At 73.0% G+C, this 23839-nt stretch carries 21 protein-coding genes; 5 read left to right on the top strand and 16 right to left on the bottom strand.

The genetic code is table 11. The features are described 5' to 3' along the window. Window positions 1-103: 103 nt before the first annotated feature. Window positions 104-1429 carry an aminotransferase class V-fold PLP-dependent enzyme gene (locus ABD52_RS00320; protein WP_047890397.1) on the top strand — a complete coding sequence of 442 codons (1326 nt, stop codon included), beginning with the start codon at window positions 104-106 and terminating at the stop codon, window positions 1427-1429. 13 nt (window positions 1430-1442) lie between these two features. Here the strand turns inward: ABD52_RS00320 and ABD52_RS00315 are convergent, their stop codons facing one another. Both ABD52_RS00315 and ABD52_RS00310 read right to left on the bottom strand, forming a co-directional pair. After that, complete coding sequence (locus tag ABD52_RS00315; protein WP_013286784.1) at window positions 1443-1661, bottom strand: hypothetical protein; 219 nt, start codon at window positions 1659-1661, stop codon at window positions 1443-1445. A gap of 50 nt (window positions 1662-1711) precedes the next feature. Next, window positions 1712-2944, bottom strand: a complete 1233-nt coding sequence (locus tag ABD52_RS00310) for an RNA-guided endonuclease TnpB family protein (RefSeq protein WP_152748162.1) — start codon at window positions 2942-2944, stop codon at window positions 1712-1714. A gap of 34 nt (window positions 2945-2978) precedes the next feature. On the opposite strand from ABD52_RS00310, the gene ABD52_RS00305 reads away from it, so the two are divergent. Next, the gene (locus ABD52_RS00305; protein WP_225319553.1) at window positions 2979-3155 is read left to right on the top strand and encodes a hypothetical protein; all 177 of its coding nucleotides are present in this window, start codon (window positions 2979-2981) and stop codon (window positions 3153-3155) included. A gap of 290 nt (window positions 3156-3445) precedes the next feature. Here ABD52_RS00305 and ABD52_RS00300 read toward each other — a convergent pair whose 3' ends face one another. The 7 genes from ABD52_RS00300 to ABD52_RS00270 all read right to left on the bottom strand — a co-directional run bounded on the left by ABD52_RS00300 (window position 3446) and on the right by ABD52_RS00270 (window position 13361). Then, a complete protein-coding gene (locus tag ABD52_RS00300; protein ID WP_047890395.1) occupies window positions 3446-4600 on the bottom strand; it encodes a glycoside hydrolase family 26 protein in 1155 nt (384 codons plus the stop codon). Beyond that, window positions 4594-6462 (bottom strand): glycosyltransferase family 2 protein, encoded by a 1869-nt coding sequence (locus ABD52_RS00295; RefSeq protein ID WP_047890394.1) that lies wholly within the window; start codon window positions 6460-6462, stop codon window positions 4594-4596. Before ABD52_RS00295 ends, ABD52_RS00300 begins: the two co-directional genes overlap by 7 nt. Window positions 6463-6575: 113 nt before the next feature. Further along, entirely contained in the window at window positions 6576-7682 is a 1107-nt protein-coding gene (locus ABD52_RS00290; RefSeq protein WP_047890393.1) for a glycosyltransferase family 39 protein, read from the bottom strand. 188 nt (window positions 7683-7870) lie between these two features. Further along, window positions 7871-10195 carry a glycoside hydrolase family 3 N-terminal domain-containing protein gene (locus ABD52_RS00285; protein ID WP_013286790.1) on the bottom strand — a complete coding sequence of 775 codons (2325 nt, stop codon included), beginning with the start codon at window positions 10193-10195 and terminating at the stop codon, window positions 7871-7873. Window positions 10196-10234: 39 nt separating this feature from the next. Continuing rightward, window positions 10235-11101 (bottom strand): carbohydrate ABC transporter permease, encoded by an 867-nt coding sequence (locus ABD52_RS00280; protein WP_047890392.1) that lies wholly within the window; start codon window positions 11099-11101, stop codon window positions 10235-10237. Further along, entirely contained in the window at window positions 11098-12096 is a 999-nt protein-coding gene (locus tag ABD52_RS00275; protein WP_013286792.1) for a carbohydrate ABC transporter permease, read from the bottom strand. The genes ABD52_RS00280 and ABD52_RS00275 overlap by 4 nt, the downstream gene beginning before the upstream one ends. Further along, window positions 12093-13361 carry an ABC transporter substrate-binding protein gene (locus tag ABD52_RS00270; protein WP_232236588.1) on the bottom strand — a complete coding sequence of 423 codons (1269 nt, stop codon included), beginning with the start codon at window positions 13359-13361 and terminating at the stop codon, window positions 12093-12095. Before ABD52_RS00270 ends, ABD52_RS00275 begins: the two co-directional genes overlap by 4 nt. A gap of 177 nt (window positions 13362-13538) precedes the next feature. Between ABD52_RS00270 and ABD52_RS00265 the strand changes: the two genes are divergently transcribed. Together ABD52_RS00265 and ABD52_RS00260 are read left to right on the top strand one after the other, a co-directional pair. Then, window positions 13539-14543 (top strand): LacI family DNA-binding transcriptional regulator, encoded by a 1005-nt coding sequence (locus ABD52_RS00265; protein WP_013286794.1) that lies wholly within the window; start codon window positions 13539-13541, stop codon window positions 14541-14543. Between the two features lie 210 nt (window positions 14544-14753). After that, a complete protein-coding gene (locus ABD52_RS00260) occupies window positions 14754-15947 on the top strand; it encodes an endo-1,4-beta-xylanase (RefSeq protein WP_013286795.1) in 1194 nt (397 codons plus the stop codon). A gap of 69 nt (window positions 15948-16016) precedes the next feature. Here ABD52_RS00260 and ABD52_RS00255 read toward each other — a convergent pair whose 3' ends face one another. From ABD52_RS00255 to ABD52_RS00240, 4 genes are all read right to left on the bottom strand, one after another. Continuing rightward, a complete protein-coding gene (locus tag ABD52_RS00255) occupies window positions 16017-16577 on the bottom strand; it encodes a DUF5872 domain-containing protein (protein WP_013286796.1) in 561 nt (186 codons plus the stop codon). Between the two features lie 9 nt (window positions 16578-16586). Next, a complete protein-coding gene (locus ABD52_RS00250; RefSeq protein ID WP_235437287.1) occupies window positions 16587-17132 on the bottom strand; it encodes a hypothetical protein in 546 nt (181 codons plus the stop codon). A gap of 67 nt (window positions 17133-17199) precedes the next feature. After that, on the bottom strand, window positions 17200-17913 hold the full coding sequence (locus tag ABD52_RS00245; protein WP_047890391.1) for a hypothetical protein: 714 nt from the start codon (window positions 17911-17913) through the stop codon (window positions 17200-17202). Beyond that, window positions 17906-18517, bottom strand: coding sequence for an RNA polymerase sigma factor (locus ABD52_RS00240; RefSeq protein WP_047890390.1), 612 nt, complete (start codon window positions 18515-18517; stop codon window positions 17906-17908). The genes ABD52_RS00245 and ABD52_RS00240 overlap by 8 nt, the downstream gene beginning before the upstream one ends. 40 nt (window positions 18518-18557) lie before the next feature. Between ABD52_RS00240 and ABD52_RS00235 the strand changes: the two genes are divergently transcribed. After that, window positions 18558-20132 (top strand): FMN-binding glutamate synthase family protein, encoded by a 1575-nt coding sequence (locus ABD52_RS00235; protein ID WP_047890389.1) that lies wholly within the window; start codon window positions 18558-18560, stop codon window positions 20130-20132. On the opposite strand, the gene ABD52_RS00230 is transcribed toward ABD52_RS00235, so the two are convergent. From ABD52_RS00230 to ABD52_RS00220, 3 genes are all read right to left on the bottom strand, one after another. Next, window positions 20129-21031: a hypothetical protein gene (locus ABD52_RS00230; protein WP_047890388.1), complete on the bottom strand. Its 903-nt coding sequence runs from the start codon at window positions 21029-21031 to the stop codon at window positions 20129-20131. The two genes, ABD52_RS00235 and ABD52_RS00230, sit on opposite strands and share 4 nt — an antisense overlap. Further along, the gene (locus ABD52_RS00225; protein WP_053065249.1) at window positions 21028-22191 is read right to left on the bottom strand and encodes a DUF916 domain-containing protein; all 1164 of its coding nucleotides are present in this window, start codon (window positions 22189-22191) and stop codon (window positions 21028-21030) included. Before ABD52_RS00225 ends, ABD52_RS00230 begins: the two co-directional genes overlap by 4 nt. A 92-nt stretch (window positions 22192-22283) precedes the next feature. Then, window positions 22284-23777 carry an HtaA domain-containing protein gene (locus ABD52_RS00220; RefSeq protein ID WP_047890387.1) on the bottom strand — a complete coding sequence of 498 codons (1494 nt, stop codon included), beginning with the start codon at window positions 23775-23777 and terminating at the stop codon, window positions 22284-22286. Between the last annotated feature and the right edge of the window lie 62 nt (window positions 23778-23839).

The following is a 23839-nucleotide window of genomic DNA, read 5'->3' as shown; positions in this document are numbered from 1 at the left end:
ACATGCGTCAGCATCCGTGCCCGGACCGCCGACGCGCATCGGTGAAATCACCGGTCCCGGGGCGGTGACCCGGCCGTGACATGCACAGCGGACGATTGACCCCATGCATCCGACCCGACGGCGCCTGACCCGGCGGCACCTGCTCGGCGCCACAGCGGCGGCGGGCGTCACCGGCCTGGCCACCGGCTGCGACCCGGACCGCCCGGCGGCCGGGACCGCGGTGTCCGACGACGCGCCCGCCCTGGATCCGGCCAGTTGGGACAGCGTCCGCGCCCAGTTCGCGCTCGACCGCTCCCGGGCGCACCTGGCCACGTTCGTCTTCGCCCCGCACCCGGCCCCGGTACGGGCCGCCGTGGCCACCCACCGCGCCGGCCTCGACCGGGACGCCTCCGGCTACCTGGCCGCGAACGAGGAACGGCTGGACCGGGCAGTGCTCGCCGCGGCGGCGGGGCACCTCGGCGCCCGCTCGGACCACATCGCGCTCACCGACTCCACGACCATGGGCCTCGGCCTGGTCTACAGCGCGATCCGACTGCGACCGGGCGACGAGGTGCTGACCACCGAGCACGACTTCTACGCCACCCACGAGTCGCTGCGGCTGCGCGCCGAACGCGACGGGGTGACAGTACGCCGGGCCCGCCTCTACCGCGACGCGGCCACGGCCGGGGCGGACGAGATGGTCGCGGGACTGACCGCGGCGCTCACGCCGCGTACCCGGGTGGTGGCGCTGACCTGGGTGCACTCCAGCACCGGCGTGAAGCTGCCGGTACGCCGGCTGGCCGAGGCGGTCCGCGAGCGCAGCCCGGAGGCGTTGCTCTGCCTCGACGCGGTGCACGGCTTCGGCGCCGACGCGTCCACACCGGAGCAGCTCGGCTGCGACGTGCTCGTCTCCGGCTGCCACAAGTGGCTGCTCGGGCCGCGCGGCACCGGCCTGGTCTGGGCCGCCGAGCGGGCGTGGGCCCGGATGACGCCGGTGATCCCCAGCTTCGACAGGCGCGGCATCGGTCGCTGGCTCGCCGGCGGCACCGGCGGGCAGCCCGTGCCACCGGGCCCGGCGCACACGCCCGGCGGCTACCACAGCTTCGAGCACCGCTGGGCGCTCGCCGACGCGTTCGCGTTCCACCGGCGCATCGGCCCGGCCCGGGTCGCCGGGCGCACCCGGGAACTCGCGGACCTCCTCAAGGAGGGGCTGGCCGGGATCCGGGGCGTCCGGCTGGTCACGCCGCGCGACGCCGACCTGTCCGCCGGGGTGGTCTGCTGCGAGGTGCCGGGCGTGCCGGCGGACCGGGCGGTGGACCGGCTGCGGTCGGCCGGCGTGATCGCCAGCAGCACGCCCTACCGGCCGTCGTACCTGCGCTTCGGCGCGACGATCGCGAACGGCGAGCAGGATGTGGAGGCGGCGCTGCGGGCGGTCCGCACGCTGGTCTGAGCCGCTCCGGCTGTCACTCGGTGAACTCGCAGAAGGACAGCACCCGGTCGAACCGCCGGGCGGCGAGGTCGTCGTGGCGGATCAGGAACCGCGCGTTGACGTACTCCTCGTCCGGTACGCCGAACTGGGCCAGTGGCACCCACTCGCGCATCACCCGCTGCTCCTCCTCGTACAGAGCCACCATCTGCTCCTGGCGGGGTAGCGACCTCGCCTGCCGCTCCCGCTCCATCATGATCACCTCGGGCGGGTCCTGCGCCGAGATGGTTTGACATCCTCTCCGCCCTAAGGGACGGAGATTCCCTCCACGCTGCGCGTGGAACACGCGGCGTCCGGGTGGGTTCCCGCTTCGTTGCGCGCCGCCGGGACGAGCCCCGGTCTTACGTGCGCTCCACGGGCGTTGAAGTCCGCCTGCCCGGCGGCCTTGACGTTCTTCGCGGCGTTCACGTCCCGGTCGTGGGCTGCCCCGCAGGGGCAGTCCCACGCTCGGACGTTGAGCGCCATCTTCTCGTTGATCCGGCCACAGTCGGAGCACATGCGGGTGGACGGGAAGAACCGATCCACCCGGCCGAAGGTGCGTCCGTACCGGGCGGCCTTGTACTCCATCATGGCGGTGAAGCTGGCCCAGCCCGCGTCGTGCACGGACTTCGCGAGCCGCGTCCGGCCGAGACCGACGACGCACAGGTCCTCGACGTACACCGCTTGGTTCTCGCGGATGATCGCCGTGGACAGCTTGTGCTGCCAGTCCCGCCGCATGTCGGCCACCCGGGCGTGCGCCCGTGCGACCTTGACGACGGCCTTCTTGCGGTTGGCCGAGCCCTTCTGCTTGCGGGACAGGTCGTGTTGCAACCGCTTGAGCTTGCGCGCGGCCCGGCGCAGGAACGTCGGCGCCGCCACCTTCGTGCCGTCCGAGAGCACCGCGAAGTGGGTCAGGCCCAGGTCGATCCCGACCTCGGAGTCGACCGGCGGTAACGCCTCGTCCTCGCCCGTCTGCACGACGAACGACGCGAAGTACCGTCCGGCCGCATCCCGGATGATCGCCACCGATGACGGGTCTGAGGGCAGCGTCCGGGACCAGCGGACTGCGAGGTCGCCGATCTTCGGCAACCGCAGCCGGTCGTTGTCGAGGACCTTGAACCGGGAGTTCTTCGTGAAGCGGATGGCCTGCCGGTTGTCCTTGCGGGAGCGGAACCGGGGAGGTGCGACCTTGCGGCCCTTGCGCTTGCCCGTGATCGAGTTGAAGAAGTTGCGGTACGCGGTGTTCAGGTCCGCCAGTGCCTGCTGCAACACCACGGTGGAAACCTCTCCCGGCCACGCGCGTTCCGGCGTCGCCTTCGCCTCGGTGATCAGACGCCGGGACAGCTCCCCGTCGGAGATGTACTTCTCCCCCGCCTCCCGGGCCTGCTGACGCAGGCGCAGCCCGTCGTTGAACACAACCCGCGCGCACCCGAACGCCCGCGCCAGCTCGATCTGCTGGCCAGGCGTCGGGTACACGCGGTAGTTGTACCGGAGCTGCACACACACAAGTGTACACAAGGTTACGATGGCGACTATGAGTGACACCCGCGAAAATGAGATCAGCGTCCGCGAGCTGCGCAAGACGCTCGCCGGAGCGCTCAACGGCGTCGCCGTCTACGGCAAGACCCTTTACGTGACCAACCACGGACGCCGGATCGCTGCCATCGTGCCGGTCCCCGTGGCCGAGCAGAACGAGCGGGCGCGAGGTTAAGGCACTGCTCGGGCCTTGGCGGCCCTCCCAGCGCGGGCCTTCCCCCCTGGCCTGAAGGCCGGAGCACTGGCCCGCACTTCGGTAGCCGCCGATGAAGACGTCCTCCGGCAGCCACGACTGCCGCTCCGGCCAGAGCTGCTCGGCCAGCGCACTCATTGAGGTGCGGCATGTCGCGCAGCAGCCGGATCTGGGTGGCGCTGAGCCACTCCTCCGAGCGGTCCAGCCAGTCCGGCAGGTCCGCCTGGACGGCGGCGTACATCTCGTGCTCGGGGGCGAGGAACGGCTCCAGGTCAGGGGCCTTCGCGTGGCCGCACCGCCGGTGACCAGGTCACGTCGTAGCGCTCGGCGGCCACCGCCTCGGCGAACGCGGTCGCCGCCGCCGGCGAGCCGGCGATGCGCCAGTCCTTCTCCTTGTCCACCTCGAACCAGATCAGCCCGATCAGGTTCGGATAGCGGGGCAGGGCGCGGAACGTGTCCCGGATCCACCGGGCCTTGTGCCCGGCGGCGTCGGCGGCGCCGGTCTCGGTGACCACGAGCGGCTTGCCGGTGACCTTGCGGATCTCCGCGATCGTCGGGCCGAAGATCTGGTCGAACGACCAGTACGTCTTGGTGAAGGCGCCGCTGCCGTAGTAGCCGGTGACACCGACCCAGTCGACGTACTCGTCGCCCGGGTAGAGGCCGGTGAGCCCGGCGGTCGTCTTGTCCCAGCGGGCGTTCGGGCTCCACACCCAGGTGACGTTCGTGGCGCCGGCCGCGGCGAAGAGGTCGTGCACGTGCCGCCAGGCCCGGACGTAGTCGCCGGGGCGGTTTCCGTTGGCCCGCTCGCACCACGGGTACCAGTCGCCGTTCATCTCGTGCGCGAAGCGGATCGCCACCGGGTAGCCCAGCGACCGGACGCCGTCGGCCCAGGAGCGCACGTACGCGTCGAAGTCGCCGCGCGCGATGCGGGCCAGCCGGTAGTCCGGCTGGGTGGCGCGCAGCCGGTCGATCTGCCTGTCGGTCAGGCCGGTGCGGCGGGCCGCCTTGTCGACCGTGTGGTCCCACGGCTCCCAGCCGAGCATCGGCATCATGCCCCGCTCGGCGATCCGGTCGAACAGGCTCCGGTCGAACGCGGCCGACGCCCAGTCGGCGCCGAAGAGCATCACCTGCGGCGACCGCCCTGCCGCGTCGGCGAACCGGTCGACCGGCGCGAAGTCGTACGGTCCCTTGTCGGTCATCACCCCGAAGAACGCCTGCCCGGCCGGCGGGAACGGGCCGCCGCGCGGGCTCGGCACGACCGCCGCCGGCACGTCGGTGCTCGCCTGCGGCGTCGCCGGGGCGGGCCGCCGCACCGCGGCGTCGGTGGCCGGGTCGCGCCACGCGCCCGGCGCCACCACGAAGGCGTACGCGAGCAGCAGCACTCCGGCCAGCGCCAGGCCCATCCGGGGCAGCGTCGGCCTCAGCACGGCACACCACCCTCGGCCACGGTCCGGGGCACCACCTGGGGCTCCCGGGTCACGCCGGCGACCCGGTCCCGGCGCGCCCGCAGACTCTCCACCCAGGAGATCAACGGCGGCGCGAGCCCGGTCAGCAGTGTCAGCGCCGGCCAGACCCGCAGCAGCGGGTAGTCGTGGTCCAGCGCGAAGCTCGCCGCGAGCAGTCCGGCGGCGGCAAGCGCCCAGCACAGGTGCAGCCGGAACGTACGCGGCGACTCGACGGTGCGCAGCGCGCCCTTGGCGGTGACCACGAAGCCGAGTTTGCGGCGCAGCAGGGCGCCCACCGCCGCGGCCACGTAGACCGGTCCGGCGAACAGCGCGAGCGCCATGCCGGCCATGCCCACCTCCTCCCGCTCGTGCGGGGCGATGTTGAAGCGGCGCAGCCACAGCCAGAGCAGGAACCAGGTGCCGATGGTGGACCCCCACAGCGTCGCCCAGACCTGCGGGTCGAGGCGACCCGCGTCGACGCCGGTCAGCAGGTACAGCGCGGTGGCCGCGTTACCCAGCAGCAGGCTCACCGCCACGCTCGGGTAGTAGAACTGGAGCAGCCGGTACTGCCAGCGACGACGGGACGGCAGGTCGCGCGGTGTGCGCAGCTCGCGCCGGAGCAGGATCTCGCAGATCCCGGCCGCCCAGCGCTTCTGCTGATTGAAGTAGTCCGCCCAGGAGGTCGGTCCCTCGCCGAGCGCCACCACGTCCGGGGTGTAGACGCCCTTCCACCGGTTGCCGGTGGCCGGGTTGACGGCGGCGTGCACGCGGATGCTGGTGAGGTGGTCCTCGATGATCGAGTCCTGGTAGCCGCCGATGGTCCGCCAGGCCGCCGGCCGGTAGAGGTGCCCGGTGCCGGTCAGCAGCGGCGCGTCCAGGCCGTTGCCGCCACGGGCGATCAGCCCGTTGTAGAGGTACTGCTGCACCGAGGCGCCGTGGGCGACGAAGTTCTGGTGCATGTTGCCGTACACCTGGGGGGTCACCACGAACGCGACGTCCGGGTCGCGGAAGTAGCCGAGCGTGCGTTCCAGGAAGTTCGGCAGCGGCACGTGGTCCGGGTCGACGTTGGCGACCACGTCGTAGCGGTGCTCGTGCTCGGCCCGCCAGGCGTTGTGGTTGCCGGACTTGGTGCGGGCCCGGAACCCGCCGCCGGGCCGGTTGTACTCGGGCCGGCCCTTGCGGGTGAAGTGGCGTACGCCCAGCCGCGCAGCCATCGCCCGTACCGCCGGGTCGTCGCCCTCGTCGAGGATCCACACGTCGACGTGACCGCAGTAGACGATCTCCCGCAGCCGGCGCAGCGTCCGCTCGGCGACCTCGATCGGCTCCTTGCTCGGCACGATGGTGGTGAGCAGGGCGACCCGCAGGCCGACCGGCGGGTCGACAGGCACCGGATCCCGGGCGTGGAAGGCGAATACCCAGACCACCACGTTCTGCGCCAGGCGGATCAGCTCGACGCCGACGACGACGCAGAACGCGAGCCGGGCGGCGACTGTCTGCCAGCCGCCGAGCCCGACGACGCCGGGGCCGGGTACGTGCTGGGGCAGCAGCAGCCAGCCGACGAAGACCAGCCCGGCGGCGCTGTTGACGAGCACCAGCAGCGTCAGCACCAGCCGCGCGGCGACCGAGGCGGTGGGCCGGAACTCGACCGCCGCGTCGGGGCGCCGGGGCGGGCGCAGCGGACCGGCGGTGGCCCCGCAGCGCGCGTACGCCAGACGGGCGCGGACGTTGCGCTGCCGGCGGTCCGGATCGGCCGGCGTCCCGGGCGGGACGGGTGCGATCGGGCGGGCGCCCGGCGGCCCGGCCGTCGTGGCGCGGGACGGGCGTGTATCGGCGGCGACGGCCACGTTTCCCCCATGGTCTGCTTCCGGCTCAGGAGCCGACCGAATGCTAAGCCGACAATCAACCTCAAAAAGGGCGAATCAGGCAGACATCGCCCGTTCGTCGACCGGTCACGCGGTCAGCCGGGAAGCTGGGCCGCCACGGCGAGCAGCGCGACGAGCGCCAGCACGGCGACGGCCCCGGCGGCACGCGCCCGGGACAGGGCCACCCCGCCGAGCACCGCCCAGGCCGGCACCGTGAACAGCAGGTTCACCGCCGACCAGACCGGCACTGCCTGCGCCAGCGCCAGCAGCCCGAGCGCCGGCACCAGCGCCCAGGCGGTGCAGATCGCGGCGGCGTACCGCAGCGGGAGGCTGAACAGGGCCAGCCCGGCCAGCACGCCGCCGAGCGCGGCGACGCCGAACAGGTCCCCGGGCGTGGCCGCGAGCACTGCGGCACCGGGACGGGCGCCGGACGCGAGGTGCCCGCCGCCACTCAGGCCGGAGGCGAGCAGCGCGGCGACCGGGAGCAGCCCGAGGGCCACGGCGGCCAGCCACCGGAGAGCACAGCGGCGACGGAACGCCAGCACGACCCAGCCGTGGCCGGCGAGCAGCAGCAACGCCACCGGCTGGCACACGCCCAGCAGCAGCACCGCGCCCGCGTAGGGCACGAGCCGGCGCGCGCCCGGCCGGTCGAGCGCGGGCACCACCAGCCAGGTGGCGAGCACGGCGGCGAACACCGCCAGGGCGTACGGCTGCGCCTCCTGCGCGTACCGGATCGAGGCCGGCAGCACCGCGAAGATCACGCCGGCGAGCAGGCCGGCGGCGGGCGTGGCGATCCGGGCGGCGAGCGCGCCGACGAGCGCCGCGGCACCGACCATGGCCAGCAGGGACGGTACGCGCAGTGCGAGGTCCGCCGCGCCGAACAGCGCCGCCCAGCCGCGCATGAGCAGGTGGTACGGCCCGAGCGCGAGGTCGTCGCCGGTCAGCGTGACGCCGATCCCCGGCCAGGGCGACGTGGCCGCGCGCCGGGTCGCGAGTTCTCCGGCGCTCGCCCCGGATTCCGTGATCCGCGCGGCGCCGAGCGCACCCATCAGGACCGCCGGCACCAGCCACGCCGCGATCCGCCACCGGAGCACGCCGGTCGCGGCGCGGACGGTGACCCGGCGCGGCCGGTCCTCGCCCCACGGATCCTCGACCGTGGCGTCCCCGAGCCGGGGCAGGACCATCGTGTCCGCGTCCATCATCGTGACTCACGCATCCCTGTGGGTGCCGGCGACGGGGATCCAGCCGACCGGGCGGCGAGGCGCGATCCGCGCGGCCCCGGGTCACGGGCTGGATGACATCCTGGAGCCTACTGAGTCAAAAACGGCATAACGCCAATATGCACAGAAAGGGTCCGCCGGCCGCCCCGTGGACGACCGGCGGACCCGGCTCAGCGAAGGTCGGTCGTCGTCCAGCGGGGCGAGGCGGCGGTGATCGCGGCGGTGTCGCCGGTCAGCGTCGTCCGCGCCTGGGCGTCGCGCCGGGCGCTCGTGCCGACCCAGACGTCGACCTCCCCGGGCTCCACCACCCGGGTGAGGGTGCGGCCGGTGAACGCCAGCCGCGTGGTGGGGACGGTCAGCTCGACGGTCACCGAGGCGCCCGGCTCCAGGCGCACCCGCCGGTAGCCGAGCAGCTGCGCGACCGGCCGGGTCACCGAGGCGACCAGGTCGCGGCCGTAGAGCTGCACCACGTCGTCACCGGCGACCGGGCCGGTGTTCGTCACGCGCACCGACACCCGCAGCGCCCCGTCGGTCGGCACCTCGGCCGGCACGGTCAGATCGGTGTACGCGAACGTGCTGTAGGACAGCCCGTGCCCGAACGGCGCCACCGGAGTCGCCGGCAGGTTGGTCCCGTTCATGCCCTCCCCCAGCTCCGGGTGCAGGTACGAGTACGGCTGCGCGCCGGCCGAGCCGGGCAGGCTGACCGGCAGCCGGCCGGACGGGTTGACCCGCCCGGAGAGCACACCCGCGATCGCCCCGGCGCCCTCCTCGCCCGGGAAGAACGTCTGCACCACCGCCGCGCACCGGGACAGCGCCCAGCCGAGCGCGTACGGGCGGCCGGTGAGCAGCACGAGGACGACCGGGGTGCCGGTGTCCAGCACCGCCTCGACGAGCTGCCGCTGCACGCCGGGCAGCTCCAGGTCGTCCCGGTCGCAGCCCTCGCCGACGGTGCCGCGGCCGAACAGGCTCGCGTGGTCGCCGACCACGAGAACCGCCACGTCGGCGGCGGACGCGGCGGCGACCGCCTCGTCGAACCCGGACCGGTCCGCCGAGTCCACCTCGCAGCCGGCCGCGAAGGTGACCCGGTCGGCGCCGAACTCGGCGCGCACCGCCTCCAGCACTGTCGGCACCTCGAAGCCGGTCTCCACGCCCGGGTGGTGGGCCAGCACGTGGTTGAGGAACGAGTAGCAGCCGAACAGCGCGCCCTGCCGGTCGGCGTTCGGGCCGACCACGGCCACCCGCCGGCCCGCCGGCAGCGGGAGCACGCCCTCGTTGGCGACCAGGACGACCGACTCCTCGGCGAGCCGGCGGGCGATCGCCCGGTGCTCCGGCGAGTCGAGGTCGATCGCGCCCGGCGGCTCGTCGTCGAACGTGGCGTCGAGCAGTCCGAGTTCCTGCTTCTGGCGCAGGACCCGCAGCACCGCCCGGTCGACCAGCGCCTCGTCGACCTTGCCGGCCCGCACCGTCTCGGTCAGGGTCAGGTAGGCGTCGCCGGTGGGCAGCTCGATGTCGAGGCCCGCGCTCAGCGCCTGCACGGCCGCGTCCGCGTTGTCGGCCGCGACGTGGTGCAGCAGGTTGAGGAAGGCGACCCCGTAGTAGTCGGCCACCACGGTCCCGTCGAACCCCCACCGGTCCCGCAGCAGGTCGGTGAGCATCGTCGGGTCGGCGGCGACCGGCACGCCGTCGATCTCCGCGTACGAGTGCATGACGCTGCGCGCGTCACCGTCGAGGATCGCCATCTCGAACGGCGGCAGCAGCACGTCGGCGAGTTCCCGGGGACCGGCGTGCACCGGGCCGAAGTTGCGCCCGGCCCGCGAGCCGGAGTAGCCGGCGAAGTGCTTCAGCGTCGCGAGCACGCCCTGCGACTGGAGCCCCCGCACGTACGAGGTGCCGATGGTGCCGACGAGGTACGGGTCCTCGGCGATGCACTCGTCGACCCGGCCCCAGCGGGGATCCCTGATCACGTCGAGCACCGGGGACAGTCCCTGGTGGATGCCGAGCGCGCGCATCGAGGCCCCGATCGCCGCCGCCATCTCGGCGACCAGATCGGGATCGAACGCGGCGCCCCAGGCCAGCGGCGTCGGGAAGGTGGCCGCCTTCCACGCCGACAGGCCGGTCAGGCACTCCTCGTGCACGATCGCCGGGATGCCCAGCCGGGTGCCGGTCACCAGGTCCCGCTGGAACTTCCACAGCCAGGCCGCGCGGGCCGCGGCGTCGACCGGGCGGGTGCCGTAGGCGCGGGTGAGGTGACCCAGCCCGTGCCGGGAGAAGTCCTCGAGCCGGCCGGTGTCGGCGAACTCGCCCTGCAGGGGCGCGACCGCCTCACCGTCCTCCTTCTCCCAGAACCCGACGAGCTGCGCGACCTTCTCCTCGATCGTCATGCGAGCGAGCAGTTCCCGTACGCGCGCCTCGGCGTCGTGCCCGTCCGGCCGGTCGTGGTCCGAACCTGCCTGAGCCGGTACCGGCCCGTCCACCACCGCGTGGACCTCTGTCATGGTGTGCCTTTCCACTGGTTGTGCTGGTACCGCTGCCGCTCAGCCCTTGACCGCGCCCTGGAGGCCGCCCACGATCTGCTTCTCCGCCAGGGTGAAGAACAGCAGCGCCGGCAACATCGCCAGCGACGTGAAGGCGAGGACGCCCGCGGTGTCGGTGGTGTACTGGCTGGAGAAGTTCTGCACGCCCAGCGGCAGGGTGTGCAGGTTGACGTCCCCCAGGACGAGCAGCGGCAGGAGGAACGCGTTCCAGCTCGCCACGAACGCGAGGATGCCGACGGTGACGACCGCGGGCCGCGACAGCGGCAGCACGATCCGCCAGAGGAAGCCGAGCCGGCCGGCGCCGTCGATGGCGGCCGCGTCCTCCAGCTCCCGCGGGATGGCCGACAGGAACGGCCGCAGGATGACGATCGTCAGCGGCAACGAGAAGGCCACCTGCGGGAGGATCACCGCGTAGTAGGAGTTGATCAGGTTCAGGTCGCGCAGCATGAGGTACAGCGGCAGGATCGCCGCGCCGGCCGGGAACAGCAGGCCGAGGGTGAAGAACGTGTAGAGCCCCTCGCGGCCCCGGAACGTGTACCGGGCGAGCACGAACGCGGCGGCCATGCCGAGCACCACCACGCCGAGCGTGGTGCCGAGGGCGACCACGGCGCTGTTGAACGCCTGCTTCCAGAAGCCGCTCTGCGTCAGCACCCGGTAGTAGTTCTCCCAGACCCACGGGTCCGGCAGGCCGGCCGGGTCGTTCACGATCTGCGGCGTGGTCCGGAAACCGCCGACGACGACGTACACGACGGGTGCGATCGAGACGGCCGCGACCGCGAGCGCGATCGCGTACGTCAGCGGCGCGCTCCACTGGACCGGCCGGCGCCCGGCCGAGGGGGCGGGTACGGAGTTCACGGCCACTGTCACTTCCCCTTCCGGGTGATGGCGCCCTCGATGTCACGGCGGAGCAGGAAACGCTGGAACAGCAGCGCCGCGACGAAGGAGATGGCGAACAGGATCACGGCCACCGCGTTGCCGTAGCCCCAGAGCCGGGCGAAGAAGCCGTTGTCCACCATGTACGTCGCCATGGTGGCCGAGGCGCCGAGCGAGCGCACGGCCGGCACCGAGGTCACCCAGACCATGTCGAAGACCTGCAACGAGCCGATCATCGACAGGAACATCCAGATCCGGATGGTGGGGCCGAGCAGCGGCAGCGTGACGTGGCGCTGGATCTGCCACCAGCTCGCGCCGTCGATCTCCGCGGCCTCGTTCAACTCCTGCGGCACGTTCGACAGGCCGGCGAGCAGCAGGATGATGGCGAAGCCGACGTACTTCCAGGTGAGGACGAACAGCAGCGTCCAGATCACCACGTCCAGGTCGGCCAGCCACGCCTGCACCAGCCCGCCGAGCCCGATCGACTGCAGCAGCGCGTCGAGCGTGCCGTTCTCGGTCAGGATCAGCTTCCACATGATGCCGACGGTGACCTCGGCCAGCACGTACGGCACGAACACCAGCAGGCGGAACGCCGAGCGCCCGCGGAAGCGGCGGTTGAGCAGGAGGGCGATGCCCAGCGCGACCGGGCCCTGGATCAGCAGCGACCCGAACACGATGATCGCGTTGTTGCGCAGCGCGTCGAGGAAGATCGGGTCCTGGAAGGCGAGCGTGTAGTTGCGGAAGCCGACGTACTCGGTGGGCGGGCCGACGCCGCGCCAGCGGAACAGGCTGTAGTAGAACGCGAAGCCCATCGGCACCAGCACGAACATCACGTAGATGACGATCGCGGGCGTGGTCAGCCCGATGATCTCGTACCACTTGCGACGGGTCTCGGCGCGGCGGGAGGCGGCCCGTGCGCCGGGCCGGAGGCCCGCCGGCGGCGCTTGCGCACCGACGGCGGGCGTACGGGTCTGCGATGCGGACGTCACTTGCTTGCGGCCGCCTTCATGGCCGAGACGACCTTCTCAGGTGTCCCGTTGCCGGCGAAGATCGCGACGATCGCGTCGTTCATCGCGGTGCCGACGGTGCTGCCGTAGGCGGTGTCCAGCCAGAGCTGCACGTAGGTGGCGTCGGACGTGGCCTGGAGGATCGACTTCAGGGCCGGGTCGGTGACGCCGTCGGCCGCGCCCTTGGCGACGGGCAGGCCGGTGCCGGTGGCGGCGTAGCCCTTCTGCACCTCGGGGCTGACGAGGTACTTGAGGAACTCGACGCACTCGGCCGGGGCGTTCTTGGAGCAGGCGAACCCGTCGCCGCCGCCGAGGGCCGCCTTCGGGTCACCGGCGGAGCCGGAGATCGCCGGCACCGGGAACCAGCCGAGGAACTTGCCCAGGGCCGCCTTGTCGGTGGCGACGGTGTCCAGGGTGCCGCGGTTCCAGTCACCCATCAGCTCCATCGCGGCCTTGCCGTTCGCGAGCAGGCCGTTGGCGCTGGTCGGGTCGTTCTGACCCGGCGTGGCGATGAAGTTGTTCTGGAACGGCTTGGTGTCGATGAAGGTCTTGAGGTCCTGGCCGGCCTTGACGAAGCACGGGTCGTCGAAGTTCCGGTCCTTGGTCGCCTTCTTCAGCGTGTCGACCGAGCAGGCACGCAGCGCGAAGTTGTACCACCAGTGCGCGGCGGGCCACTTGTCACCGGCGCCGAGGGCGATCGGGATGACGTTGATGGTCTTGAGCTTGGTGACCGCGGCGTTGAGTTCCTCGAAGGTGGTCGGCGGCGCCGTGATGCCCGCCTTCGCGAACATGTCCTTGTTGTACCAGATGCCCTCGATGCCCATCCGGTACGGCAGGCCGTACTGCTTGCCTTCGACCTGCCAGATCTCGGCGGCGTTGCCGATGTCGGCGACCTCGCCCTTCACCTGGTCGGTGATGTCCTTGAGGTAGTCGGCCTCGACCTGCTCGCGCATCTCGCCGCCGCCCCACGCCTGGAAGATGTCCGGCGGGTCGTTGCTCAGCAGCGCGGCGGGGAGCCGGGTGCGCTGGAGCTGGTTCGTCTCGATCGCCTCGATCTCGATCTTGACGGTCGGGTGGGCCGTGGAGAAGTCCTTGGCGACCTTCTCCCAGTACGTCTTGCCGGGCCCGTCCTGCGACGCGTTGTGCCACCAGGTCAAGGTCACCGGGTTCTTGTACAGCTCGCTCTCGGCGGCCTTCTCCTCGTCGCCACCACCACTGCACGCGGAGGCCAGCAGAGCACTTGTCACAAACAGTGCCAGGACGGCGCCAGCACGGCGCTTCATCACCATAGATGTCTCCTCGACCACTCAGTCGGGTTACCTGCCGGGGAGTTTTACAGGGCCGTAACGTGAAGTCAATCGGTATCGATAACGTTTTCGACATCGTCTTCGATCGACCTGGGAGAGCCCTCTATCATCGTCGGCGTGGTGTTCCAGGAGCGCGTCAAGATGTCGGACGTGGCACGTACGGCCGGCGTCTCGGTGGCAACCGTATCCAAGGTTGTCAATGGCCGGTACGGCGTCGCGCAGGCCACCGTCGAGCGCGTCCAGCAGGTCATCCACGAGCTCGGGTACGAGGCCAGCCTGGGGGCGCAGAGCCTGCGCAGCCACCGCACGAACGTGCTGGGCATCCTGGTCGCCGAGTTCGAGCCGTTCTCGACCGAGCTGCTCAAGGGCGCGTCCCGGGAGGTCGCCGGCAGCGGCTACCAGTTGCTCGCCTACTCCAGCGGTGACGGGGAGGGCGCGGCCATAGGGTGGGAGCGGCGCTCGCTGGCCCGGCTGTCCGGCACACTCATCGACGGCGCGGTGATCGTGACGCCGACAGTGGTCGAGACCAAGCACGGCTTCCACGTGGTGGCCGTCGACCCGCACACCGGCCCGTCCGGTCTGCCCACCGTCGACTCCGACAACTTCGCCGGCGCGGTGCTGGCCACCGACTACCTGCTGTCGCTCGGGCACCGGCGGATCGCGCACATCAGCGGCCGCCCCGACCTGGAGTCGGCCCGCCTGCGCGAGGCCGGGTTCCGCAAGGCGATGGCCGACGCGGGCCTGACGGTGGACGAGCGGCTCGTGCGGGTCGGCGGGTTCCGCACCGAGAGCGCCGCGAGCACGGCCGCCGAGCTGCTCGCGCTCCCCGACCGGCCCACCGCGATCTTCGCCGGCAACGACCTCTCGGCCATCTCCACTGTGGACGTCGCCCGCGGCCTCGGCCTCGGCGTACCGGACGACCTGTCGGTCATCGGCTTCGACAACATCCCGGAGTCGGCGCTCGTCGACCCTCCCCTCACCACGATCCGGCAGCCGCTGCAACGCATGGGCGCCGAGTCGCTGCGTCTGCTGATCGACCTCATCGCGGGCGTCGAGCGGGACACGCACATCCGGCTCCCCACCGAGCTGGTCGTCCGGGCCTCCTGCCGCCCGCTGCGCTGAGGCGCCATCTCACCCTCCCGGCCCGGGTGATTGACGGACGGCTATCGGCGTCCGTAATGTTTCGGGCTACTTCCGGAAGCCAGACCGGAAGTTTCGGAAGCCCGCACCGTCCGTCCACCCGGGCGCCCGCCGGTCCGTTCCACGCCGCGGCGTTCCCGGCACCGCCACCGCCGGCCTCCGGCCGCGCGCACCATCCCGAAAGGAACGACCATGAAGCTGAGACGTTGGCTCGCCGCCGGCGCCGTCGCCGTCGCGACCGCCACCGCCCTCAACGTCGTCCCCGCGACGGCCGGCCGCCCCTACGACCCGGCCGCGCAGAGCCTGCGCGAGCTGGCCAAGCGCCACGGCCTGTACGTGGGCACCGCCGTCGACATGGCCGCCCTCAACGACGCCGCCGAGCCGCGGTACCGCGAGCTGGCCGCATCCGAGTTCTCCACCGTCACCGCCGAGAACGTCATGAAGTGGGAGAGCCTCGAACCCACCCGGGGCACATACAACTGGGGGCCGGCCGACGAGCTGATCGACTTCGCCCGCAAGAACAACCAGCGGGTCCGGGGCCACGTGCTGGTCTGGCACAACCAGCTGCCGGCGTGGCTGACCAGCGGCGTCGCGGACGGCTCGATCAGCAAGGCCGAGCTGCGCCAGATCCTGCGCAACCACATCACCGCCGTGGTCACCCACTTCAAGGGCAAGATCTGGCAGTGGGACGTGGTGAACGAGGCGGTCAGCGACCCCTGGGACACCCCGTCCACCCTGCACTACAAGGGGTTCTGGGCGCAGAACCTCGGACCCGGCTACATCGCCGACGCGTTCCGCTGGGCCCGCGCCGCCGACCCGAAGGCGCTGCTGTTCTACAACGACTACAACATCGAGGCGTTCGGCTCCGGCAACCCGGCCGACGACAAGACGCAGTTCGTCTACGACATGGCCCGTGACCTGCGGGCCAAGGGCGTGCCGATCGACGGCGTAGGCGCACAGGGCCACCTCGGCACCCAGTACGGCAACTTCAGCACGCTCCAGGTGGCCGCGGCCCTGCGCAAGTTCGCCGGGCTCGGGCTGGCCACGGCCCTCACCGAGGTGGACGTGCGCAGCCAGATCACCGAGGGGGTGGAGGCCGGCGACTCCGCGGAGATCAACCCGCGTCTGCAGGCGTCCGCGGCGAACTTCAGCGTGCTGATGCAGGCCTGCCTGGCCGAGCGGCACTGCCTGTCGTTCACCCTCTGGGGCTTCACCGACAAGCACTCCTGGGTACCCGGCGCGTTCTCCGACCCGCCGGAGGGCCTGGCCACCGTCTACGACGAGAACTACCAGCCGAAGCGGGCGTACCACGAGCTGAAGGCCGACCTGATCTTCTCCGGTCCGCCGTACGTGCTGCCGCGCATCCCGCAGCACCCGCGCCGCTAGACGACCGGCGCACCACGGCGGGGCCGGTCCGGTGACCGGCCCCGTCGCCTGTGCCCGGCCGGCACACGCTCACGCCGCCCGGCGCCGGCCCAGTTCCGACTCCAGCCGCCCGATGAGCGTCTTGCGGGCCTTGCCGCCGCGTTCCCGGCGCAGCGCCGCGTCGAGCTGGCGGGTGTCGAGGTCACGGACCAGCTTGACCGCCTCGGTAACCGGCAGCTCGTTGATCTGCTCGGCGGCGGTGGCGTCCCGGCGGGCCCGCTTCGCCGGGCCGGTGTTCGGCACGTACTGGCGGCCGGAGCGCGACGCGCGGCGCTTGCGGGTGTCGGTGGCGCGCCGCTCGTTCTCCGACAGCTCCTCCCACGCCTGTTTGGGCAGGTAACGGCGGGTTTCGCCGCCGTTGCGGGCGCGCGTGTCGCCGCTGCGGGTCTGCCACTTCTCGCCGCCCCAGCGTTGCAGCGAGCGCTGCCGTGCGTCCTTCGGGCCCTCGAATCCCCCGCCGGCCTTCTTGTACTCGTTCGTCAGCAGCTGCGACTTGCGGGCCGACCACTGCCCCGGCCGTCCGCCCTTGTCGGAGGCGCGGATCTCGGCCTTGAGGCGCTCCCGCAGTTCCGGCTCGGTGTACTTCGCCATGACGCAGCGTTACCCGGACCGGGAGCGGCCATGCCGGTCAGCCGAGCGCCGGCCGATAGACCAGATCCATCGTGTCGGTGCGGCCCGACCAGTCCAGCCGCAGCCGCCAGCACCCGGCGGCCGGCAGGTCGACGATGGACGGCCGGGTCCGCCCTCCACCTCCCGGACGACCGGGGTGTCCGTCCCGTCCCGCGTCGCGGTGATCACCAGCGGGGTCCGCGGCGCCGGTTCGGACCGGCCGGGATCGGGGCGGGCCACCCAGAGGATCTTGTTGTTCGCGCCGTCCCCGCGCGCGTGCACCAGCGGGTACGCGAACAGGATCGCCACGATGTCGCCCCCGGTGCCGAAGACGTGCCGCACCCGGGTGTCGCCGGTGAACCCGGCGTCCGCCCAGTCCGGCAGCCGGCCGGTCTCCAGCCGCTCGGCACAGGCCGACGGCGCGGCCGGGCCGGTGGCGGGCGTGGTGCCCGGGGCCGTGTCGGGCACGCCGGCCGGGCCGGTGCACCCGGCCAGCAGCAGGACCGACACCAGCAGGACTCTTCTCGGAACGGACATCCGGCCTCCCCCGTCGACGACTCTCGTCAACAGGACACCGCCCGGCGCCCCGGGGTTCCCGGCGCCCTCACTCCAACGAGGACGCGACGTCCAGCGCCTGTTCGCGGGTGAGATCGCCCTCCAGCCGGTAGCTCACCCCGGCCCGCTCCCAGATCAGCGTGGCGGCGGACAACCGCGCGGTGGCGACCCGTTCCGTCCCCGAGCGGTCCACGTACGCGAGCGCGTGCGGCCCACCGACCCAGATAGCGAACTCGCCGCCGACCTGGGTGAGCGTCACGTCCGCCCCGACCGACCGCTTGTGGAACACGATGTCGAGCGAGCCGTCGAACGCGTCCAGCCGGACCGTCCCGCCCCGGTAGAGCAGGCTGACGACCCGGTGGGCGCCGGCACCGTCCGGATCGGCGACCAGCACCCGTTCCGGCGCGCCGAGGCGGGCCGGAACGCGGATCGGGAAGCGGACCTGCCGCTGCGCCTCGGCGAGCGCGACCTGGTGCTGCGCGGGCAACGGCGACGGCGTACCGGCCGGCGGCGGCGCGGGTGCGGTGTCGATGACGACCCCGGAGAACCGCAGCAGCCCGGTCACCGCGCCGGCGACCGCGGCCCGCCCCGGCGGCAGCGCCGCCACCAGCAGGGCGGCGAGCGCGCCGGCCAGCACGTACCGCCACCGGCGGCGCGGCGCGGGCGCGTCGAGCCGGGCCCGGACCCGGTCGGTCAGATCCGGCGTCCGCGCCGGCTCCAGCCAGCCGGTCAGCTCCCGCAGCTCCCGTTCCAGGTCATCCACGGTGCGCCACCTCCCGGTCCAGCAGGGCCCGCAGCTTCGCCAGCGCCCGGTGGGTCCGTGACTTCACGGTGCCCCGGGCCACCCCCAGCACTGTCACCGTCTCGTCCTCGCCGAGGTCGAGCAGGTAGCGGCAGACGATCACCTCGCGGTCGCGGACGGGCAACCGCCGCAGCGCACCCACCAGCGCGGCGCGGCGTTCGGACGCCAGCACGGCGTCGAGCCCGTCGTCGCCGGTGACCGCCGCGACCGGCTCCGCCGCCGCCGCGCGCAGCGTCAGCCCGTCCCGCCGGGTGCGGGCACGGTGCAGGTTCCGGGTCTCGTTGGCGACGATCGCGAGCAGCCAGGACCGGAACGACGCCTCGGCCCGGTAGCGGGACAGTTTCCGGTACGCCTTCACGAACGCCTCCTGGACCACGTCCTCGGCGTCCGGACCGGCGCCGAGCAGCACCGCCGTCCGGTACGCGGACGCGGTGTGCCGGGCGACCAGGGCGTCGTACGCCTCCCGGTCGCCGGCGCGTACGCGGGTGACGAGGTCGTCGTCGTCCAGGGCAGCCTCCGCCGTCGGTCCGCTTTCATGACACCGCCCGGGGCGGCCGGGTTCCATCAGGCGTTTGACCGGGTGCCGGGCCGGAAAGAGTGGCGGGATGAGCTGGGCGAGAAGAGCCGTACCCGCAGCCGTCGCCGCCGTCGCCGCGCTGGCGGCCCGGGACCTGCTGCAACGCGACCACGCGCTGCGCCGCAACTTCCCCGTGCTGGGCCGGGCGCGGTACCTGATCGAGTCGATCGGCCCGGAGCTGCGGCAGTACATCGTGGCCGGCAACGACGAGGAGCGGCCGTTCACCCGCGACCAGCGGCGCTGGGTGTACGCCTCGGCCAAGCAGGAGAACAACTACTTCGGTTTCGGCACCGACAACGACATCGAGCACACCTCCGGCTATCCGATCATCAAGCACCGTACGTTCGGCCGGGCGGTCCCGCCGTCGACGCCGACCGCCGGGCACGACGTGACGCTGCCCTGCGCCAAGGTGCTCGGCGCGGCGCGCGGCCGGGCGCGCGCGTTCCGGCCGGAGTCGGTGGTGAACATCTCCGGGATGAGCTTCGGTTCGCTGTCCGGCAACGCGGTGGAGGCGCTCAACCGGGGCGCCGCACTGGCCGGCTGCCTGCACAACACCGGCGAGGGCGGGCTGTCGCCGTACCACCGCAACGGCGGTGAGCTGGTCTTCCAGCTCGGCACCGCGTACTTCGGCTGCCGCGACGAGCAGGGCCGGTTCAGCCTAGAACGGCTCAAGGACCTGGTGGCGTCGGCGCCGGTACGCGCGCTGGAGATCAAGCTCAGTCAGGGCGCCAAGCCGAGCCTCGGCGGCCTGCTGCCGGCGGCGAAGGTCTCCGCCGAGATCGCCGCCACCCGGGGCATCCCGGCCGGGCGGGACTGCGTCAGCCCGTCCCGGCACGCCGAGTTCTCCGACTGCGACAGTCTGCTCGACTGGGTGGAGCTGCTCGCCGCCGAGACCGGCCTGCCGGTCGGCATCAAGTCCGCCGTCGGTGACCTCGGGTTCTGGGAGGAGATGGCCACGCTGATGCGCGACACCGGGCGCGGCGTGGACTTCGTGACTGTCGACGGGGGCGAGGGCGGCACCGGCGCCGCGCCGCTGATCTTCAGCGACTCGGTCTCGCTGCCGTTCCAGCAGGGCTTCTCCCGGGTCTACCGCACCTTCGCCGAACGCGACCTGCACGAGAGCGTGGTGTTCGTCGGTGCCGGCAAGCTCGGCCTGCCGGACAACGCGGTGGTGGCGTTCGCGCTCGGCGCCGACATGGTCAACGTCGGGCGGGAGGCGATGCTGGCGATCGGCTGCATCCAGGCGCAGAAGTGCCACACCGACACCTGCCCGACCGGCGTCGCCACCCAGAACGCGTGGCTGGCCCGGGGTCTGGACCCGGCCCGCAAGTCGGTGCGGGCCGCGAACTACATCCGTACGCTGCGCCGCGACCTGGTCAAGGTGGCCGAGGCGTGCGGCGTCGAGCATCCCGGGCTGATCGGCACCGACGCGGTGGAGATCCTCGACGGCCGGACCTCGTCGATCCCGCTGGACCGGGCGTTCGGCTACCGGCCGGAGTGGGGGATGCCGTCGGCAGCCGACCGGGCGGAGATCGTGCGGCTGATGACGGCCGAGGCGCCGCAGGGTGGCAGCGCGCCGCCCTCCCCCACCGCCGTCGGCTAGCCGGTTCCCTCGCCGGTGCGGTGCCGGCCCCGGCGGCGCGGCGGGCGCGGCCGGAGCACGACCGGCGCCACCACCAGGACCGCCGCCGCACCGAGCAGTCCCCAGGGGTGGCGGCTGGTCTCGACCACGAACGCCACCGGCCGTTCCGGCAGGTCGACGCGGCCGTGGAGTTCGTGTGCCCCGAGCACGGCGACGTCCACCGGCACCGGGATCTCGTACGTCCGGACCTGCCCTGGGCACCATCGGCCCAGGGGCGGGGCGGCGACGATGGTGTGCGCCCGTCCGGGCCGGCCGAACAGCAGCGTGAACGTCGGGTAGACCACGTCGGCCGGGCCGGGGTTGCGCAGCGCGACGCGTACGGTGAGCGTCTCGGGCAGCCCGAACCATTCCCGCAGCGGGCGGCGGCCGGCGACGCGCAGCTCGTCGAGGTGCAGTCGCGGCGTGGCGGCCGGCGCGGGCGCCGGGGCGGCGGTCACGCCACTGACCGGCAGCGCGGCGGTGGCCTGGACGGTGCCGGTCAGGGCATGCGCGCGCAGTACGCAGGGGCAGGCGACGGGCGGTGCCGCCAGCACGATCGGCACCGCCGTCGTGCCCTCCGGCACCTGGACGGTGGTGGCCTGCTCGTTGGCGCAGTCGAGCGCGCCCCGGTGGGCGTCGTTGCCGCAGACCGTGAGGTGGACCGGGCCGGCCGGCCAGCCGCGCAGCGTGACGGTGACCCGCTGCCCGACAGTCAGCGGGCCGGACGGCACGACGACAGCGGGCCGCGGCGCCGCGGAGGCCGCACTGGACGACGGCGCGCCCGGGGCGGAGACGGCGGTGCCGTCCGGGGTGGACGGCGGCGCCGGGACCGGCACGGCCAGCGCGAGGATCGCGGCGGCAGCCGGCAGGACCGGGGTCACCGGGCACCGGCCGCCGCGCCGCCCGCCGGGGGTTCGGCCGTCCCCGCGACGGGGGCCCCGGACGCATCCGCCGGCCCGGCGGGAGCGGCCGAGGGCTCGGACACCGACGCCGGCCCGGGCGTGGTGGAGGGCGCGGCCGAGGTGGGACGGCGACGACGGCGACGCAGGTAGAGCCAGGGTCCGGCGGCCGCCAGGGCGGCGAGCAGCAGCCAGGGCGGCGCCCACACGCTCGCGGTGCGCTGCACCGGGGGCAGCGCGGTGTCGACGGTGGTGGGTGCGAGGTCGACTGTCGCGGTCAGCCGCAGCGCGGGCGGCACCCCGGTGACCCGCTCGGTGACAGTGAACTCGGCGCCGGGCAGCAGCTCCGGCAGGTCGACCGGGCTGGTCCGGGACAGCGTCCAGCCACCGGGGCCGGCGACGACCACCGCGCCGGTGCCGCCGACGCGGACGTTGCCGCTGTTGCGGATCCGGTAGGTGACTGTGAGGTCGGCGCGGCCGATCGGGTTGAGCGGGGTGTCGTAGCCGACGCGTACCGATTCGACAGTCACGGCGGGGCGGACCTCGCCGGCCACACGGAGGTAGACCCGGGCGGCGATCCGCTGGTCGAGCCGGACCCGCTGCCCGTCGGCGGTCACGCCGTCCTGGGCGACCGCGGCGATCACGCCGCCGGTGTGGTCGCCCGGCGTGGCGTTGCGCGGCACCGTGAGGCGGAACGGGATGTCCGCGCGCCTGCCGGGCTGGACGGTCCAGCTTCGCCGCTCGACGCCGATCCAGGCGCCGACGTCGGTGGCGGCCCGGTCGGAGGGCAGCAGCGCGAAGGCGCCGTCGGTGGTGGTGTACGCGTCGGTGCCGTACACCGCGAAGGTGAGCGGTCGGTCACCGAGGTTGGTGACGCCGACGTGGTCGGTGACGCTGTCGCCGGGCGCCAGGTCGTACGTGAAGTAGTTGCGCCCGGTCGGCCCGCCGGGCCCGGACGGCTGGACCGCCCAGCGGACGGCACCGGGGTCGGCGGACGGTGCGGGCCGGGGGGCGGCCTCGCCGGCGGCCGGCGGCCCGAGCAGCACCGCGAGCAGCGCGGCGGCGAGCGCGGCGCCGAACCGCGCGGCCGGGCCGGGCGTGCGCCGCCGCGGGGTGCGGGTGGAGGGCGTGAGGAGGGGCATTCCGTGCTCCGCTGCGAGGTGGTCGCCGGGAGGCGGCTGGTGGGGCACGGGCGACGTGCCCGCGCCCCACCAGGTCCGACCCGGTCGGTGAATCAGGAGAGAGTCAGGGTGAGCGTGGCGACGTAGTCACCCGCCGCGGCGGACGCCGGCACACCGAGGTTGAGCTCGGCGCCGCAGGCGAAGACGCCGTTGCTGGTCCCGGCTCCGGCCGTGCACAGGGCCCGGGCCTCACCGAGACCGGCGCCGGGAGCGGCCACCGCGCCCGGGGTGACGGCACCGGTCGTGCCGCCCAGCGGGTCGTCCACCACGCTCGCCGTCGGCGCCCAGCCGAGGTAGTTCCCGGCGATGACGCCACCGGCGGCGGAGGTGAAGTCGGAGACCTGTCCGACCAGGCTCCAGCCGGTGCCGGCGCCGCGCAGGTCGGCCACCGTGGCCGTGTTCAGCGGCGCCCGGGCGTACTCGCCCTTGCCGACCGGCGGCAGGGCGACTGTCGCGCCGGCGACGCTCAGGCTGAGCGGACCGCCGGTCACGGTGCTGGTGATCCGCTGCTGGGCCGAGTTCCCGCCCGCCCCAGTCCGGGTGAACGTGATCGGGGTGAACGTGTCCTGGCGGCGGTCGGCCGAACCGCGGGCGGCGAACGTGATGACGTAGCACTGCACCTCGGTGCAGTCCACCTCGTCGCCGTTGCGGTCGGTGTAGACGGCGCTGATCGGCAGCGTCGTGGTGAAGCTGCCGTCGGCGGCCATCCGGTCCCGGGCGTCGGTCGGCTCGTTGGTCTTGTTGACCCACTTGGTGACCTGGAGGACGCCGGCGTTGGCCCAGTGCTCGTCGACCTTTGGTCCGAACGAGACGTAGATGCCGGCCCCGTTGTTGAAGTCCGGGTCGAAGCCGGTGCCGCGTACGGTGACAGTCGCGCCGGCGGGGTCGAGGCCCTGGGCCGGGTCGACTGTCACCGCCGGGGTGGCGGGCGCGGTGCCGCCTGCCGTGGTGAACGTGAACGACACCGGGTCCAGCGCCTCACCGGCGGCGTAGAAGCCGTTGAAGGCGCCGGCTCCCACGCTGGTGAGCGCCGCGGCGAGGTTGCTGCCGGTCACCGTGTTCCCGCCGGCGGCGGGACTGCCGGTGAGGGTGGCGACGGTGGCCTGCTTCACCGAGACCGGCTCGGTCATCGTGGTGGCCAGGTCGACGTCCGCCTTCAGCGAGGCGGTGCCGCCGGAGACGGCGACGGTCGGGTTGGCCAGCGTGATGGTCAGCAGGTGCGCCGGGTACGAGAACACCACTGTGCCGCCGTACGTGGCGTTGGTCGTACCGGCGGCGGCGTCGTGCGTGCCGCCGGTCGACGGGAACGTGAACGTGCCGTCGGCGTTGACAGTGGCGCCGTTGCTGACAGCGATCGGCGGGTCCCCGTTGCCGCCCTTGACGTAGTTGCGGAAGCTGGCCTTGAAACCCCAGGTCAGGCTGCCACTGGTGATCTCGGCCTCGGCCGCCGAGGCGGGTCCGGCGCCCACGAGCGCACTCGACACGCCGAGGGCGAGCACCGCCGCCCAGCGCATCGACCGGAGGGCTCCGGCTCTGGATCTGAACATGCTGTTCCTCTCGGGAGGGGAAGCGAAGGCATTAGGTTAGGCAAACCTAAGATGATCGGGTG

This window comes from Micromonospora sp. RV43, from assembly GCF_001029515.1.
In the GTDB taxonomy this organism is placed as follows: Bacteria; Actinomycetota; Actinomycetes; order Mycobacteriales; family Micromonosporaceae; genus Micromonospora; species Micromonospora aurantiaca.
This window is presented reverse-complemented; position numbering and strand designations above follow the sequence as displayed.